Annotated in this window: 14 protein-coding genes; all 14 read left to right on the top strand. The window is 49.1% G+C overall.

Annotation, left to right across the window (positions count from 1 at the left end; all coding sequences use genetic code 11):
• Positions 1-7 precede the first annotated feature (7 nt).
• The 14 genes from cls to A372_RS0112720 all read left to right on the top strand — a co-directional run bounded on the left by cls (position 8) and on the right by A372_RS0112720 (position 16,391).
• The gene (gene cls / locus A372_RS0112785) at positions 8-1,462 is read left to right on the top strand and encodes a cardiolipin synthase (protein WP_019421247.1); all 1,455 of its coding nucleotides are present in this window, start codon (positions 8-10) and stop codon (positions 1,460-1,462) included.
• A 176-nt stretch (positions 1,463-1,638) separates the two neighbouring features.
• Complete coding sequence (locus A372_RS0112780) at positions 1,639-2,052, top strand: BlaI/MecI/CopY family transcriptional regulator (protein WP_019421246.1); 414 nt, start codon at positions 1,639-1,641, stop codon at positions 2,050-2,052.
• A 3-nt stretch (positions 2,053-2,055) separates the two neighbouring features.
• Positions 2,056-2,904, top strand: coding sequence for a M56 family metallopeptidase (locus A372_RS0112775; protein WP_019421245.1), 849 nt, complete (start codon positions 2,056-2,058; stop codon positions 2,902-2,904).
• Between the two features lie 91 nt (positions 2,905-2,995).
• Positions 2,996-3,400, top strand: coding sequence for a DoxX family protein (locus tag A372_RS0112770; protein ID WP_019421244.1), 405 nt, complete (start codon positions 2,996-2,998; stop codon positions 3,398-3,400).
• A gap of 196 nt (positions 3,401-3,596) precedes the next feature.
• The gene (locus A372_RS0112765; RefSeq protein WP_019421243.1) at positions 3,597-4,697 is read left to right on the top strand and encodes an AI-2E family transporter; all 1,101 of its coding nucleotides are present in this window, start codon (positions 3,597-3,599) and stop codon (positions 4,695-4,697) included.
• A gap of 422 nt (positions 4,698-5,119) precedes the next feature.
• Positions 5,120-5,908 carry an AAC(3) family N-acetyltransferase gene (locus A372_RS0112760; RefSeq protein WP_019421242.1) on the top strand — a complete coding sequence of 263 codons (789 nt, stop codon included), beginning with the start codon at positions 5,120-5,122 and terminating at the stop codon, positions 5,906-5,908.
• Positions 5,909-6,106: 198 nt separating this feature from the next.
• Positions 6,107-7,762: a hypothetical protein gene (locus A372_RS0112755; RefSeq protein ID WP_157259538.1), complete on the top strand. Its 1,656-nt coding sequence runs from the start codon at positions 6,107-6,109 to the stop codon at positions 7,760-7,762.
• Between the two features lie 217 nt (positions 7,763-7,979).
• A complete protein-coding gene (locus A372_RS0112750) occupies positions 7,980-8,666 on the top strand; it encodes an HD-GYP domain-containing protein (protein ID WP_019421240.1) in 687 nt (228 codons plus the stop codon).
• The gene (locus A372_RS0112745; RefSeq protein ID WP_202803270.1) at positions 8,641-8,997 is read left to right on the top strand and encodes a response regulator; all 357 of its coding nucleotides are present in this window, start codon (positions 8,641-8,643) and stop codon (positions 8,995-8,997) included. The genes A372_RS0112750 and A372_RS0112745 overlap by 26 nt, the downstream gene beginning before the upstream one ends.
• Positions 8,998-9,173: 176 nt before the next feature.
• Positions 9,174-9,947, top strand: coding sequence for a pirin family protein (locus A372_RS0112740; RefSeq protein WP_019421238.1), 774 nt, complete (start codon positions 9,174-9,176; stop codon positions 9,945-9,947).
• A gap of 29 nt (positions 9,948-9,976) precedes the next feature.
• Positions 9,977-10,591, top strand: a complete 615-nt coding sequence (wrbA, locus tag A372_RS0112735) for an NAD(P)H:quinone oxidoreductase (RefSeq protein ID WP_019421237.1) — start codon at positions 9,977-9,979, stop codon at positions 10,589-10,591.
• A gap of 468 nt (positions 10,592-11,059) precedes the next feature.
• Complete coding sequence (locus A372_RS0112730) at positions 11,060-11,635, top strand: putative ABC transporter permease (protein ID WP_019421236.1); 576 nt, start codon at positions 11,060-11,062, stop codon at positions 11,633-11,635.
• A 474-nt stretch (positions 11,636-12,109) separates the two neighbouring features.
• Complete coding sequence (ebgA, locus tag A372_RS0112725) at positions 12,110-15,187, top strand: beta-galactosidase subunit alpha (RefSeq protein ID WP_019421235.1); 3,078 nt, start codon at positions 12,110-12,112, stop codon at positions 15,185-15,187.
• A gap of 160 nt (positions 15,188-15,347) precedes the next feature.
• Positions 15,348-16,391 carry a LacI family DNA-binding transcriptional regulator gene (locus A372_RS0112720; RefSeq protein ID WP_019421234.1) on the top strand — a complete coding sequence of 348 codons (1,044 nt, stop codon included), beginning with the start codon at positions 15,348-15,350 and terminating at the stop codon, positions 16,389-16,391.
• The last annotated feature ends 98 nt before the right edge of the window (positions 16,392-16,489 follow it).

The raw sequence follows: 16,489 nt of genomic DNA, 5'->3' as shown, positions 1-16,489 counted from the left end.
CATACGAATGTGGATGTCAGAAGCAATCAACTTTTTGGCGAAGTGGATTGTCGTTATCAATTTTTTGTTTGCGGCGGTCATCATCTTTCTGGAGCGGCGCAACGTCGGCGTAACATGGGCGTGGCTTATGCTGCTGCTATTCTTGCCGTACGTTGGCTTTCTCGTTTACATTTTAATTGGACAAAATCTGGCGCGCCGAAAAGTATATAAAATAAAGCCGCGCACCGAGCGGCTCGTACGAGATGAAATTGCCGTTCAGGTGCGGCAGATGCAGCAAGGGGAGTTTTTTTATCGACAGCCTTCCAATCAGAAATATGAGCAATTAATTTACATGAATCTGGCGAACAACTACTCGCCTTTAACGCAGAACAATGAGGTCGACATTATAACGGATGGTCATGAAAAAATTGATGCGCTCATTGCACGCATACATAGCGCTACGAACCATGTTCATCTGCTCTATTACAAATTGGCAGGGGATGAGACGGGCAGAAGGGTCATCGATGCTTTGACAGCCCAAGCAGAGCAAGGGCTCGAGGTGAGGCTGCTGTACGACGACATCGGTTCGCCTGGTTTGAAGGAGGACGCGTTGCAAGGCTTGCGGGCAGCAGGGGGAGAGGTTTATCGATTTTTCCCGTCCCGGATTCCGTATTTAAATCTGCGAGTCAACTACCGCAACCACCGCAAAATTGCGGTCATCGACGGAGAGGTAGGCTTTGTCGGCGGGTTCAATATCGGGAATGAGTACTTGGGACTGGACCCGAAAATTGGGCATTGGCGCGACACGCACCTTGTGCTCAAGGGAGATGCCGTTCACCGGCTGCAGGCGCAGTTCATGCTTGATTGGTCGATTGCGGCGCAACAATATATTCCGTTTGCTCCAACCTACTTTCCGGATATCAATACGAACGGCAGCAAGGCTGTACAAATCGTGGCGAGCGGACCGGATTCGGACAAGCAGCAAATCCGCAACGGCATGATCAAACTCTTTTTTGAGGCGAAGGAACGCATCTACTTGCAGACGCCGTATCTAGTGCCAGATGACAGTGTGCTGACAGCGCTTAAGGTCGCCGTCCAATCGGGGGTGGATGTGCGCATCATGATACCGAGAAAAGGAGACAGCCGGGTTGTGCAGTGGGCCTCCAATTCGTATCTGGGAGAGCTGCTCCGCGCGGGAGCGAAGTGCTACTGGTATGAGAAAGGATTTCTCCATGCCAAAACGGTCGTGGTGGACGGGCAAGCGGCTTCTGTCGGCACGGCCAATATGGACCACCGCAGCTTCGAGTTGAACTTCGAAGTGAATGCCTTCGTCTATGACGACGGGATCGGTGCGCGGTTGGAGCGTATATTCGAAGACGATATGCGGGATGCGCGCCTCTTGACGTGGCCCGAATACAAGCGGAGAGGCATCGGCAGCCGCTTCGTCGAATCGATCTCCCGCCTGCTCTCGCCGATATTGTAGAATGTAAGTTGGAGCCTGTTCACGTACAGTTTTATTAATAACAGCGAGCCATTCCCCTTACACAAGCGATGGATGGAGGTGGCTCGCTTGTTGAGCATAATCATACCTAAATATGGACATACTTGACATGTCCTGCGGTTTCACACTACAATTCGTAGTGGGGAGGTCGTGCTGTGATGAAGATTCAGAACTTCAAGTTTCACGAGAGCGGAATGAATCGTTTCTTCGGGCCGCTGGAAGCCAAGATTATGAACATCTTGTGGGATGGCAACGAAATGACGATCAAAGATGTTCAGAAGAAGCTGGAGCAAGAGAAGAATGTCAATTTCAATACCGTTATGACGGTGATGAACCGGTTGGTAGAGAAGGGGATTCTGCTCAAGCGGACGGAAGGAAGAACTTCGTTATTTCGCCCGGTGTTGTGCCGCGACTCATTCCTGGATACCCAATCCAAGGAGCTGACGCACGAGCTGATGGATGAATTCGGCCCTCTTGTGGTCAATCACATGCTCGATGCATTGGAGGATGTAGATGAAGGACTGTTGGATAAGCTCGAGCAAAAAATAAAACAGTGGAAAAAGGACACGTAATCCATGTGGAATAATCGATCAAAGCTGATTTTTGGGTCGTCCGTTCTGATTGCGGCAATTGTTCTATTTCAGATGGGGATGTACTCGATGCAAGTTCTCGCAGGCTGGGAACTGCATTTTAACCTCGTCGAGGTATGCTCGACGTTGATGCAGAATTACGGCTTGTCCACGTTTGCTTACGCTCTTGATGCTTTAGTCTTTTATACGTTGTTCTTAATGCTGTTCGCTGTAGTGAGACAGATCGTGCTTTCCAAGAATGCCTATAAAAGATTAAAGACCTATCGGCATGAATGGCACACCGCAGCCTTCAATTACTCCTATAACGGTGGTAAAGAACGCATCATCGTCATTGATCATCACGCGCCGATTGCGTTTACGATGGGCTTGTGGAAGCCGAGAATTATTATTTCCACCGGGCTGATGGGGCTGTTGGACAGCAATGAGCTCGAAGCGGTCATCTATCATGAGATGTATCACCAGAAGCATAGAGACCCGATTAAGACCTTTGCGGTATCACTGTTCGCATCGGTTATGTGGTACCTTCCGATCCTGAAATGGTCTAGACAAAAATATAAAATCGTCAGAGAAGTGCTGGCGGACCATTATGCGATCAGTCGGCTTGGGACACCGGCACACTTGGGAAGCGCCCTGTTCAAAATGCTAAAACGCGGCCAAACGGCACCGATGCCGTTCTCCTATGTGTCATTTGCTGACACGTCGATCAACTACCGCATTCAACAGCTAGTCGAACCGGAGACGGATGATTCGTGGAAGCTTCCGTTTACGCCGGCGATGATCTCGCTGCAGGTGCTGCTTGTGTTGTGCGCTATGTTTATTGTTGCGTTGTCCTAATTTTTTATCATATAGCACTACTTTTTATCATATAGCACTACAGTATGTAGTTTGAAAAATGTACAATCATTCAAATGAGGAGGATTTCATTATGTTTGCAAACAAAGGAACAGGTTCTTTAATTATTCGTCTGGTGCTTGGCATTATTTTCTTCGTGCACGGATTGCAAAAATTCCAGGGTGGGATTGAAAATACGTCCGGATTCTTCGACAGCGTAGGTATTCCTGGATTTATGGCGTATGTCGTTGCCGCGATCGAGCTGGTAGGGGGCATCTGCTTGGTGCTTGGCCTCGGTACGCGCATCGTTTCCGGTGCATTTTTTATCATCATGCTGGGCGCGGTTGCGACGGTCAAATGGTCAATGGGCTTCGTCGGCGGTTACGAACTCGATTTGGCGTTAATGGCGATGTCTCTGCATTTACTCGTAAGCGGCAGTTCCTTGCTTTCTCTTGACCGGATGATGTTCGGCCGTGCTGCAGACCAAAATAACGCCTAATTGGATATTGAAAGGTTGTTCAAATTGAACACGGACTATAAGCAATAAGCTTCATCCCCTTCTCGTTCGTCCGCAAGCCGGTGTCTGTATCAACAGATGCCGGCTTGTTTTATGATCGGCAACCGATTTGTAGTTCAAAACGTAATCCATATATACTTATCTGTGTGCAGAGAAAATTACAGTCCCGGAGGTCGCGATGTTCAAGGATCGGAAAACGTTATATTATTTAGGTTTATTCACTATTGGCTTGGTGCTGTACAAGCTTGTTGACAATATCGATAACGTAATGGGCGTTGTCGTTTCTTTTTTAACCATGCTTACGCCGCTCTTCATTGCTTTTTTCATTGCGTATTTGCTGCGGCCGCTCGTGAACGTATTGGAGAGAACATTGCTGGCTAAGACCCGATTGAAGCGAATGTACAGCATATTGCTCGTGTACACGTTATTTTTGGGAATTATCGTGCTGTGCATCACGGTGATTACGCCAAGGGTCATCACCAGCGTCAGCAATCTTCTTACCAACATGCCGAGCTATCTGGCGAGCACTGACGTATGGATACGATCGAATGTGCTGGAGCAAGAATGGTTTATCCGTTCGGGATTAGGCGAGAAGCTCGGATCGTACTTGAGTTCCGTCTCTAGTCAAATCAGCGACTTTCTCAAGTTGATTTTGAACAATTTGCTGTCCAGTCTGCTTTCACTCACTTCCACGCTGCTTAATTTAGTCATCGGCTTTATCATTTCGATTTATCTGTTGAAGGATAAGGAGAAGATTGGCGGGGGCTCTACCAAAATATTGTATGCGCTGCTGTCCAAGGGGCGGGCTGACTCGATTATTGCGATCGTCAAGCGGACGGACAACATCTTCTCGCAATATTTCGTCGGCGTTATCTTGGATGCGACGGTTATTGGCACCATTGTGTTTGCAGGCCTGCTCATCCTGCAATCGCCGTACGCGCTTCTATCCAGCCTGATTGTGGCGGCAACGAATGTCATTCCGTATTTCGGGCCGTTCATGGGTATGGTCGTTGTCGGCATCATTACGTTGTTCGTGTCCCCTGCCCAGACGTTGTGGATTGTCCTGTTCATTTTCCTGGTGCAGCAATTGGACGGGTACCTCATTGGACCCAAAATTTTGGGCAACAAGGTGGGGATTGGTCCGATCTGGATTATACTCGCAATTATTATCGGCGGCGGATGGTTCGGCATTATCGGCATGTTTATATCCGTACCGATTGTGGCCGTCATCAAAGCCGGCTTCGATTCTTTCATAAGCCGGAGAATTGCCGCCCGCTGACAGCGGACGGCTTCCCTCAATACTAGACGGAGTCTCTGCCAATATGGCGGACTCCGTCTTTTCGCAGATCATGATGCTTTCACCCAGCGCGGTTATGTACCCAACACCTTCTTTTCACGTGGTTCCCACTTGTAATTCCTTCAACTCTTGTTGTTTAAAGTGGATGATTCAGAATGGACCGGCACGATGGCGCAGATTTCTTCTCTCCTAACGCACATGATCGATCGTATTATTGCGGATGACGGTATGGAGCGGCTTGACGTCAGGCACTCCTTGCGTCTCGCTTCCCTCACTGGTTGGTTGGTCATGACGGCATTTCCCACTGGATTGTTTTTTAGTAGTCGTCGGTGTTTCGTCATGTCAATACGTACCTTTCAAAATCAGGTATACTATTGGCAATGGGACTATAGAGGAGGATTGCTGTGCATACGAAAGCAAGCTTGATGAAGCAATTGGAGCAACTGGACATCGACAAGCATGGCACGCTGCTCGTTCACTCTTCGTTAAAGAGCATGGGCGAGGTGGAACACGGAGCTAATACGGTGCTCAATGCACTGTCGGAGTATATGAAGGATGGATTGCTGGTGCTTCCCACCCATACGTGGGCAAATATTAATGTGGACAACCCGAAGTTCCATGTGGATGCTTCTCCGTCCTGCATAGGCATACTTCCGGAGTTGTTCCGCAGACGTCAAGGCGTGGTTCGTTCTTGGCATCCGACGCATTCGGTAGCAGCATTAGGAGCAGATGCAATAGACTTTACAACTGGAGACGAACGTTGCGATACGCCTTGCGCAAGGGAATCGGTCTGGGGAAAGCTCTTGGACCGGGAGGCTGCCATCCTGCTCATTGGCGTCGATCTGCGGCGGAACACGTTCATGCACGGGGTGGAGGAATGGGCCGATATTCCCGGGCGGGTGTCTGATGAGCCAGAATTGCTGTACACCGTACTGCCTGACGGTACGGAGATACCGGTCCCTTCCCGGAGACATTACGGGAAGAATTGGTCGGAGCATTTCTGGAAGGTAGAAGATGTATTCGAGCAAAGAGGCGTCATGTACAAGGGAACATTCGGTGATGCAGAAGCGCGAGTATGCAATACGGTGCGAATGACAGACCTTTTGTTTGAAATGCTGCACGTATTCCCGGATTTGTTCTCGGATAATGAGCCTCTCAGCGCTGAATTTACGAACCGTTTTATGAGCGAGTAGCTGTCATCCCCGTCATACTTGTTTGCTTTTCGCTTGATCTTAAGTTTCTCCACATGTCCAGGGGCTGCTGCGCCCCTTTTTGGACTGTGCGCCGATGGTGTTCGTGCGCAAAGTTTATTGTTCTTGTGCAATCGATGATATAATGGACGCATGAGTCTAAAGTCTTATTTTTACAATGATGAAAGCAGATGAAATGAAATGAGTGACAGACTGAGCTTTTCCAGATGCCTCAAGACGATGATGGACATTACTGGATTGACGGCACGGCGTTTGGCGCATGCGCTTCACTTCGAAGTGTCGTCGGTATATAAATGGATGACCGGGCAGCGGTTGCCGCAGCAGAACAACATGACGAGCCTGTGCCATTCCATCGCCGCTGAAATCGCCGGGCTCATCGTGCCCGATTCCCCGATGGAGGACCGAATCAGACCGCTGCTGCTGTGCTACGCTCCCGAACCGGAAGAAAGTCATTCTTCCATGCCTCGGAAGAAACAATACGAGCAATGGGTGGAGCACGCTTTGCAGCACGCGTATACGCTCTCCAAATTTTCCAAGCGCAATCACGCATCATGGCCGTTCCAAGCCAACGAAGCAGATGAAGCCAGTCCTTTCTTGGCGGAAGCGGATGGACATTCAATCCAACCTTTGCATGGGACATGTCATCTTCCCATTGGTGCCGAAATTTGCTGCAATTCGCAGAGCTACCATCAAGCGCTGCTTGATATGCTGAAAGAAGCGGGCAAGGCCGAAGATTCAGCGGACAAACAGTTAGTCAGCATAGTGCGGTGGGGGAGTGATTTGCTGAATGAACCTGAAGACATGCGGAAGGGCCTCATCCGTCAGCTCAAGCAGCTATCGCAGCAAGGATGGGAGCTTGGTGTCGGGTATATCCACGATTTATATGATGAGATCTCGTACGACTCGTTCAAAAGGCTGATAGCCGTGTATCTCGAATGCCCCGAAATCAACTACTTCATGCCGAATAGCAACTATAAGATGGTATCCATTGATAGAGTAACCGTCATATCCGGTGTTGGAGCATTACTAAGTTATAATCTGCAGGAACAGGGATTTGATCTGACGATTATCGTGCGCAACACAGAGGCAGTAAGCCAGATGCTGACCTATTATCGCAATGTTTTGAAGACATTCAGGCGGCTCATCCGCACGTATGATCAAGATCCGGCAATCACCACCGATGCGGAGCATTGGAACTATCTGGCGGGTGATATGTATCTGTTAACTCGCACCATTCCATCCATATTCATGCCTGACAAGCTGTTCGAACGCATGCTGGAGCATCTGAAGGTTCCTTCATTTACTAATAGCCGTGATGAACTGATTCATAATATGCGAGAAAAAAGAGCGCTCATGTTAACCCAAATGTCCAGTTATAAGTTTTACTGCAAGCTGGCCAAGAGCAGCTTCATACAATTTGTGCGAACCGGAAAAATGACGTTGTTCGGTGTCGATCTGTGTTTCTCGGTACAGGATCGTATCGAATGCGTCAAACATATTATACATATGCTGGGGTATCCCACCGTCAATTTGCTTGTGTACAATCTACAAGATATGGAGCATAAGCGGGTGAGCAGGCTCATCCTGTTTGAAGACAATCAGTTGAAAGTGCAGCTCCGTGTCAAGCCATCAGGGCACAAAGCGTTCTCTGGGGAAGAGAACGTTCATATTTCGATTGAAGATCCGTTCATTGTCGGCTTGTTCAAACAGAGGTATTTGTTGAACTGGGATCATGCGGATTGGAAGTCCAAAGATAAAGCCCATTGGATTCGCTGGTTAGAGAAGCATCTGGCCTGGTTGGAGGACAACAAGACAACATTGGACAAATTGAATTGAATCCAGTAACCACCAAGTGGAACTATTGTCGATTACACACATCGGCAGTGGTTCTTTTTTGCTGTGGACAGGTTGAGGACAGACGGCCGGGCTTGCGGACTGAAAAACGCATGAACATCGTCTGTGGACGGCGCTTGGACAAAACGGTCAGATCGCTATGCATCGGAACGGTCTTTTGTTACGGTGGAAGCAAATGGCTTAGGAAGGGAGACACTGCATGATAATGGAACTGTCGAGAAGCTTCTATACGAACATGAAGCGGAATCATCGCCAGCAGATCAAGTGGCAGCAGGCCCAGGCTTTATTTGAAGCGTTGAAATGCCGGGATGCCGATACGGCAATGCATTCCCTCGTTACGGGATATGCGTCGGTTCAACTATTGATTTACTTACGGTTCCAAGGCGCATTTCTGCAGCATATGCGCATTGATGATGTGTATCTCGGCGGGCTTCTTCATGATATCGGTAAGCTGTCCATGGGGGATGATATATTAAAATCGGATAAGAAGCTGGACCAATCCCAGCGGGATGAGCTGGAAGGGCACGTGGCGGAGGGAGTGGGCATACTGCGAAAGCTCGGTATGGAGAAGGACATTGTGGACCTCTGCCTATATCATCACGAACGCGCAGATGGAAGCGGATATCCAGCCGGCCGGATGGAAGTGCCAGCGATTGGGCGGCTGGCTGCCGTCGCGGACGTGTATGCGGCAATGAAAGTGCCCAGAGCGTATCAGGATATGGAAAGGTCTGACGCAGATATAATGGGTTATTTCTATTCCAATCATGAGCAGTACGATTTGACCATCATCGATGCATTGGCTGAAGTCGTGAAGCAACTGGCACAGAACGGGGGTAAATCGGGGAACATTGGAGAGGTGCATGATGAAAAAGGTGCTCGTCGTTGACGATTCGCTGTTTATGCGGCATGTATTAAAAAATATATTAGAGCGCAATGGTTATGATGTGATAGGCGAGGCGGCCGATGGCAACGAAGCGGTCTTGCAGTACGAGCGTCTCAAGCCCGAGATTGTAATGATGGACATTACGATGCCGGGCATGGACGGATTAGCTGCGCTGCGTCAGATCCGCATGAATGATGAACAGGCCAACGTCGTCATGGTGTCAGCGATGGGACAGAGTTATTTTATAAGGGAGTCCTTCTGCGCCGGAGCGAAGGGCTTCATCATCAAGCCATTTCAAGAAGAGCTTCTCGTGGAAACGATAAGCAACTTGTAAGTTTTATCGACTTTCGATTTGACATAGATGGAATGGCGATCTATAATTATCTCGAGTTCAAGATAAGTGTTGAACTCGTTCTTTTTTGACAGATATCTCGAATTCGTAATTATAGATTTCGTGATAATTCATACTTCATAGACAATGGGTAACAATGATGAAAGGTGGTGTCCAAGATGAAACTTCGCGTTCTGACTCCAGCCGAGCAAGGCTCTGGGGAGTTCGATGGAGGCATGATTATCGAGCAGAAGCCCATTGGATTTTCCGGAGAAGGATCGGCCATACATCGACTGGGTCCGCTATTTTACTGGGCATGGGCGCATGCGGAAGTGGAAGGCTTTATTGGCTCGCATCCCCACCAGGCGTTTGAAATTCTCACTTATGTCATTCACGGGCAAGCCTATCACGGAGATTCGCTCGGAACGGAAAGCATAGTTGGTCCTGGCGGCGCCCAACTCATTCAGGCGGGTTCTGGTGTATATCATCAGGAACGACTCGTAGGCCCAGACGCTGAGCTATTCCAGATCTGGTTTGAACCGAATATTCGGGACGCGCTGCGCAGAGATCCACAGTACGCCGCATATGAGGATCATAAGCTTCCCAAGCAAGAGCAAGAGGGAATGACGGTGAAGACCGTCATCGGCGGGTCATCTCCCATTCATATCGTGGCTGATGCCGGGATGTGGGACGTATCGTTGGCGCCGGGCGCTTCATACGTGCACTCTCTACGCCCTAACCGAACACTGGCAGTTCTAGCCGTAAGAGGCGGCGGGAAGTGCTCCGCCGATGATGCTGGCGCACAATCATTCGAGGAGAAGGATTTCCTCGTTCTTCGTTCGGAAGAAGACGGTCAGGTCCATTTTGCCGCCCAAGGCGCCAACGGATTGCAGATAGTCCTCATTGAAGTTCCGACAGAAGTAGACTATCCGTTATATCCGAAGAAACCATAAATCAAAACGTTTAAAGGAGCGTGTCTTACATGTCCAATGTCAAATTAGCGATTATTTATTACAGTTCCACTGGAACGAACTATCAATTGGCACAAATGGCAGCAGAAGGTGCGAAGGCAGCGGGAGCAGAAGTGAAAATAGTGAAGGTGCAGGAGCTGGCTCCAGAATCCGTGATCGCTGGCAACCCGGCTTGGAAAGCCCATGTGGATGCCACACAGGACGTGCCAGTCGTGACGCATGATGACCTGACGTGGGCTGATGCGATCATATTCAGCATTCCGACCCGATTCGGCAATATGCCGGCTCAGATGAAGCAATTCCTCGATACGACAGGCGGCTTATGGTTCCAAGGGAAACTCGCTAATAAGGTTGTAAGTGCAATGACCTCCGCTCAGAATCCACATGGCGGCCAAGAGCAGACCATTCTGTCTCTCTATACTACGATGCACCATTGGGGAGCAATTGTAGCTACACCTGGGTATACGGATCCTAGCATCTTTGCCGCAGGCGGCAATCCATACGGAACTAGTGTTACGGTGGACCAGGATGGCAATATGGTAGAGAATGTGCGCGAAGCGGTCATGCACCAAGCGAAGCGTACTGTAACGGTTGCCGAGTGGGTGAAGAAAGGCTTGCAGGGCTAATATTTTGTCCCATTGGAAAATATACAGTAGAATGTATCGATTGAGCGGCTAAACGGCATGTGGACTGTATTTTATACAGTGGATCTGGCTGGGTTCAGCGAATTCTGCGGAATAAATGGCAAAGTACTGTATGAATTCCAATGGAATCTACCGTAATGAGGTTCAAGAGCTGTTTTCATTGTACTAAATCCAATGGGTGAGACAAGAAACAAAGCTGGAACGCCAAACCTTCGGCGAACCTAATAATAAAACTGATCCAAATCAATTTTTAGATGTAAGCATGATACATCAAGGTCGGGGGATAATCCCCGGCCTTTTTTGCCGATTGGGAGCCTAAATGAAAAAAACGTGGTCCAAGCTGGTAACGACGTTTGTGAAGCACCTTCATAGATAGGCAAGAGGAATAATGTAAGGATGGCGAACCATAATAAGGGAGATTCACATCTTACGTAAAGGTTGGTCATCCTTATGAATCTGTTCACTCCATCTATTCCATTTCAGCCGGCTCTCTCTGGAGTGGAGGATGCGCTCGCGCTCCTCTTTTACTTTATGCTCTACTCCTTTGGCGGATGGGTATTGGAACAAGTATACAGTTGGTTCACGACGGGAACCTTTTGGAAAGAAGGCTTCCTATGGGGACCATTCAAACCGATGTACGGTATTGCACCGGTCCTCTTGTTGCTCTACGCGGAGCGGGGAGCGCATTGGAGCACCATGCTCCTCTTATGCTTCATCATCCCCTCGGCCGTTGAATATATAAGCGGATTGATGCTGCAGAAAGTATTTTACCGTCAATGGTGGGACTACTCGGAGTATCCGCTTCAGCTGCACGGACATATATGTTTGCAGTTCTCACTTTATTGGCTCCTCCTGTCCTTTGCCGTCGTACACTGGGTTCATCCTTGGGTAGCGGCGCTATATGGTCATTTGTCGGTCGTATGGAACATGCTGTGTCCTATGTTTATGCTCTATTTCTTGACCGATGTGGCATGGACCTTCTGGAGCCGCCGGAGACGGGGCAAATGGATGATGTCTAATCGGTAAAAGGTGATACATATCGGTGCTGAAAAGTGTCCTTTTTGAACAGGCACTTTAACTCATTGGGATGAAACTGTACGGGGATGGCTCGGATTCAAAGGCGATCGCCTGGTCTCTCCAGCGGCCCCCCTCCACCCCTATTTGTTTCGTTGTCAACCTTAATGGGGCTTCACAATAGCCTAAACCAGCCTAAAAACAGGCTGCTTTATTTTATTCTATTTTTTTTACTAAAACGCACATGTGAGATATAAATGCGTCACCTTATTGGTAAAAGTTTTACTAAAAGATATTGATAACAAGTAAAACAAATGGTAAAGTTTCATTGTAAACGATTGCAATTAAGAGGCTGATCAAATATTTACACTTCTCTTCAACGTGCTCGGTTTCATTATATTTATGGGCTTTGCGGTTATTCGCTGGCGACGTTATGAACGTAAACATATTTATCCACAACAGGGAAACAAAGGGAGGCTATCTAACATGAACAACGTAAAAACATGGGAAAATATTTCGATTTCTCATGTCAACCGGATGAAACCAAGGGCATTCTTTTATTCATATCCAGATAGACAGAAGGCGTTATATAATCAACCGGCCTATACCCATCATTTCAAAAGTCTAAATGGCACTTGGAAATTCAAATTCCTTGAAGCGCCCGAGTATTCGCCTGTAGATTTTGAACAGCCTTCGTTCGATTGCATGGGTTGGGATAAGATTACTGTTCCGAGCAATTGGCAGCTTGAGGGCTACGGAAACATGCACTATTCCGACTTGTGGTACAACTTCCCGATCCGTCCTCCATATGTACCGACGGACAACCCTACCGGTATTTATAAACGGAACTTTACCATGGGCGAGGACTGGCTCCGTCATCAGCAGGTGATCGTGCGGTTCCATGGCGTGGACTCGGCCTTTCACGTGTGGGTGAATGGCAAGGAGGCCGGCTATAGCAAGGGCGCTCGCCTGCAGGCGGAATTTGATATTAGCGGCTATGTTCATCACGGAGACAATGAAATTACCGTCCGCGTATACCAATGGTCGGACGGCACGTATCTGGAAGACCAGGATATGTGGTGGCTGAGTGGGATTTTCCGCGATGTCGATTTGTACACGCAGCCGTTGGTGGGCTTGGAAGACTATAGCGTCGTCACGGATTTGAACTCTGATTACACAGCAGCGGAGCTGCAGATCAACGCCGCAATCCGCGGGGCCAAGCCTGGTCTTACGCTGGCTTACGAGCTTCTGGATGCTTCCCGCCGACTTGTGCTATCCGGTGAGATAGAAGCGGGGGCAAGCGCAACTATTCGGGAGCATGTCCAAGCGCCGGAGCTGTGGAGCGCTGAACAGCCCTATTTGTATACCCTGCTATTAACGATTAAGGAAGGGGATACGGTTGTGGAAGTCGTGCCGCAGAAGGTCGGATTCCGCAAAATCGAGACAAAAGGGGATACGTTTACCGTCAACGGCGTCGCGATTAAGCTGAAAGGGGTCAATCGGCACGATTATCATCCGGTAACTGGCCGCGTGGTAGCGAAGGAAGATATCGTAAAAGATATTGTGCTTATGAAGCAGCATAACATTAACGCGATACGTACGGCGCATTACCCGAACTCTCCGTATCTTTATGAGTTGTGCGACGAGTACGGCATGTATGTCATTGACGAGACTGACCTTGAGTGCCACGGGTTCGAATTAACGGGCAATTACAACTGGCTCTCCGACGATCCGGCTTGGGAGCTATCCTATGTCGATCGAATCGAAAGGATGATCCACCGTGACAAGAACCATCCTTGCATTGTAATGTGGTCGTTAGGCAACGAATCTGGCTTCGGGCATAACTTCAAGGCGATGGCACAGCGTACGAAGGAACTGGATCCGACCCGCTTAGTGCATTATGAAGGGGACTATGAGACGGAAGTGACGGATGTATATTCGACGATGTACTCGTGGCTGGAGCACCCGACGAGGAAGACGATGCAGAACATTATCGAGACGTCCACGAAACCGCACATTTTGTGTGAATATGCCCATGCAATGGGGAACGGTCCAGGGAACTTGAAGGATTATCAGGATCTGATCTATGCCCATGACAAGCTGCAGGGCGGCTTCATATGGGAATGGTTCGACCACGGCATCCGGAGCGTCGATGAACACGGTCGCACGTATTACCGCTACGGCGGTGATTTCGGGGACGATCCGACGAACGGGAATTTCTGCATCGATGGACTCATCATGCCAGATCGCACGCCATCGCCGGGGCTGTTGGAGTATAAGAAGGTCATCGAACCCGTGCATACCCATGCGGTCGATCTGCGCCAAGGCGTGATTACGGTCGAGAGCAAATATGACTTTGCCCCATTGGATCATCTGACGCTCATCTATTCCATCGTGAAGGACGATGAAATTCTGCAGACCGGGCAAGCGGACCTGTCAAGGATTGAAGCCCGTTCCAGCCGTGACATTCAGCTTGACTATTCGCTCGACTTTGAACCGGAGCTTGGCACGGATTACTATTTGAATATATCGTACATTTTGAACCGTGAATATCGCTGGGCGCCGAAGGGACATGAGCTGGCGACGGCCCAATTCATGCTGCCGATTCAGACCGAACCATTCGTGATTGAACCGAGCGGCACCTTGCAGGTTGAAGAGCAGCACTGCGAGCTCATCGTGCGCGGGGACGACTTTGAAATTCGCTTTGATACAGTCAAAGGCCGGATGACATCATGGAAGCGCAACGGCACAGTCATCGTGGAGCAAGGGCCGCAGCTTCAATTTTGGCGGGCAACGATCGATAACGATATGGAAATCGTACAAGATTATAAAAAGAAAACCTTCATGCATCTGATGCATGAAATGGTGGAGGATGTGTCCTACGAGCATGCCGGGGACTATGTGCGGTTTACTGCAGCGACCATCAACGGCACGACGAACTCTGCGTGGCACTATCGTTCCCGTTATCATTACCGGATCTATCCGAACGGCGACCTGCTCTTTGAAGTGAGCGGCGTGCCTGAGGGCATGATTCAAAATGCGCCTGAAATGATACCGCGCATCGGAGTGTCCATGCATCTGAATCAAGCATGCGAATTCGGAAAATGGTACGGCCGCGGGCCGGGAGAATCGTACGTCGATTCGAAGCAAGCGAATCTATTTGGCGTATATGAGCGGACAGTCGATGAGATGTTCACTGACTATGTGTATCCGCAGGAGAATGGAAATCATACCGATTGCCGTTGGGTGCGGCTTGCGGATCGTTATGGAGCGGGACTGATGGCTGTCGGTTATCCGCAGCTGGACTTCAGCGCAGTGTACTATGAAGTGGATGACTTGGATGCTGCCAGGCATACGATCGACTTGCAGAAGAGAGATTATATCGTGCTGAATCTCGATTATAAGCAGAATGGGCTCGGATCTAACTCTTGCGGCCAGAACCAACTGGATAAATACCGTTGCAAGTTCGAGCCGTTCCAGCTCAGCTTGAAGCTATCCGTGTATTCCAACAAGGAAGTATCCGATATTATGAAGGCTAAAGAAACGCTGAAAACGATGGAATAAGCCCCATTCCCGCTATCCGACAGGGTGGCGGGTTTTCGTTGTTATGGGTCTATTTACTAAATCATATTTATTTTTACTAAAAAACAAAGTACAATCAAGGTGATAGCTGTGCATGACAATGCGTGATAATGAAAGTATTGGTATATGGAGTTGATATATAGTGGCAACATTGAAAGATATTGCGGAACGGGCCAATGTGTCTATTTCTACCGTCTCCCGGGTTCTGAATTTCGATCAGACGTTATCGGTGTCGGATGAGACTAAGCGGCGCATCTTTGAAATAACGGAAGAACTGGAATACCGCAAATTCAAACGGGTCAAGAGCAGCGACGGCGCCGACAGCCGGAACTCGTCTTCATCGAAGACGGTTGTGAAAAAGAAGCAAATTGGCATTGTAATGACCTATACGAAGAGCGAAGAATTGAATGACCCCTATTATTTAGCGATGAGACTTGCGATAGAAGGGGCTGCACAGGAGTATGACGTTCAGCTGTGGGAGGGATTCAAGGACGATCCGGAACTGTCTGCCCCATCGATGTCCGGCTTGATCGTCATCGGTCCCATCAACGAGGAACAGATCCGTCAACTATGGGGCTTAACGCCCAATATCGTGTTCATCGATGCCGTTCCGTGGGATCACCGGTGTGATATTGTCATGGTGGATCTGTACGATGCGGTCAATCGGACGCTGACGTATTTACACGATCTCGGACATCGACGGATCGCTTATGTTGGCGGAAGAGACGAAGTGGACGGGCAGGTGCTGGCGGATCGGCGGGAAGAGGCCTACGAACGGTGGATGAAGGATGCGAACCTATTCGATGCCGCACTGGTGCAGATCGGTTCCTTCTCGGCAGAAGACGGGTACCGGCTCATGAACAGCCTTCTGGCTTCCGGCACGACATGCACCGCGGTGTTAGCCGCCAACGATTCGATGGCAATCGGCGCAATCCGCGCGATTCAAGAGCAGGGTCTGCGCGTGCCGAACGATATTAGCGTTATTGGATTTAACGATATAACCGTAGCCCAATTTATGATGCCGTCCTTGACTACCGTGAAGCTGCATAGCGAGTTTATGGGGGAGACGGCGCTGGATCTGCTGCTCGAACGCATCGAGAAGAACCGCACGATCGGCAAAAAGGTGCTAATTCCGACGGAGCTAATTATACGCGAAAGTTGCAGCGCCGTTATGGATGCGGAATAAGGCTTACTTCTCTAACCCCGACGTTAGTCTAGGTTATATTCCCGACGCAGGATTGTGTTGGAAAGCTCATTCAACCTATACAATGAAGAAACAAAGAA

It is taken from the genome of Paenibacillus sp. OSY-SE, assembly GCF_000283315.1.
Lineage (GTDB): Bacteria > Bacillota > Bacilli > Paenibacillales > Paenibacillaceae > Paenibacillus_B > Paenibacillus_B profundus.
This window is presented reverse-complemented; position numbering and strand designations above follow the sequence as displayed.

Coding starts and splice junctions, on each gene's coding strand:
- cls (WP_019421247.1), top strand. CDS start 8: ATGTGGATGTCAGAAGCAATCAACTTTTTGGCGAAGTGGATTGTCGTT.
- A372_RS0112780 (WP_019421246.1), top strand. CDS start 1,639: ATGAAGATTCAGAACTTCAAGTTTCACGAGAGCGGAATGAATCGTTTC.
- A372_RS0112775 (WP_019421245.1), top strand. CDS start 2,056: ATGTGGAATAATCGATCAAAGCTGATTTTTGGGTCGTCCGTTCTGATT.
- A372_RS0112770 (WP_019421244.1), top strand. CDS start 2,996: ATGTTTGCAAACAAAGGAACAGGTTCTTTAATTATTCGTCTGGTGCTT.
- A372_RS0112765 (WP_019421243.1), top strand. CDS start 3,597: ATGTTCAAGGATCGGAAAACGTTATATTATTTAGGTTTATTCACTATT.
- A372_RS0112755 (WP_157259538.1), top strand. CDS start 6,107: ATGAGTGACAGACTGAGCTTTTCCAGATGCCTCAAGACGATGATGGAC.
- A372_RS0112750 (WP_019421240.1), top strand. CDS start 7,980: ATGATAATGGAACTGTCGAGAAGCTTCTATACGAACATGAAGCGGAAT.
- A372_RS0112745 (WP_202803270.1), top strand. CDS start 8,641: ATGATGAAAAAGGTGCTCGTCGTTGACGATTCGCTGTTTATGCGGCAT.
- A372_RS0112740 (WP_019421238.1), top strand. CDS start 9,174: ATGAAACTTCGCGTTCTGACTCCAGCCGAGCAAGGCTCTGGGGAGTTC.
- wrbA (WP_019421237.1), top strand. CDS start 9,977: ATGTCCAATGTCAAATTAGCGATTATTTATTACAGTTCCACTGGAACG.
- A372_RS0112730 (WP_019421236.1), top strand. CDS start 11,060: ATGAATCTGTTCACTCCATCTATTCCATTTCAGCCGGCTCTCTCTGGA.
- ebgA (WP_019421235.1), top strand. CDS start 12,110: ATGAACAACGTAAAAACATGGGAAAATATTTCGATTTCTCATGTCAAC.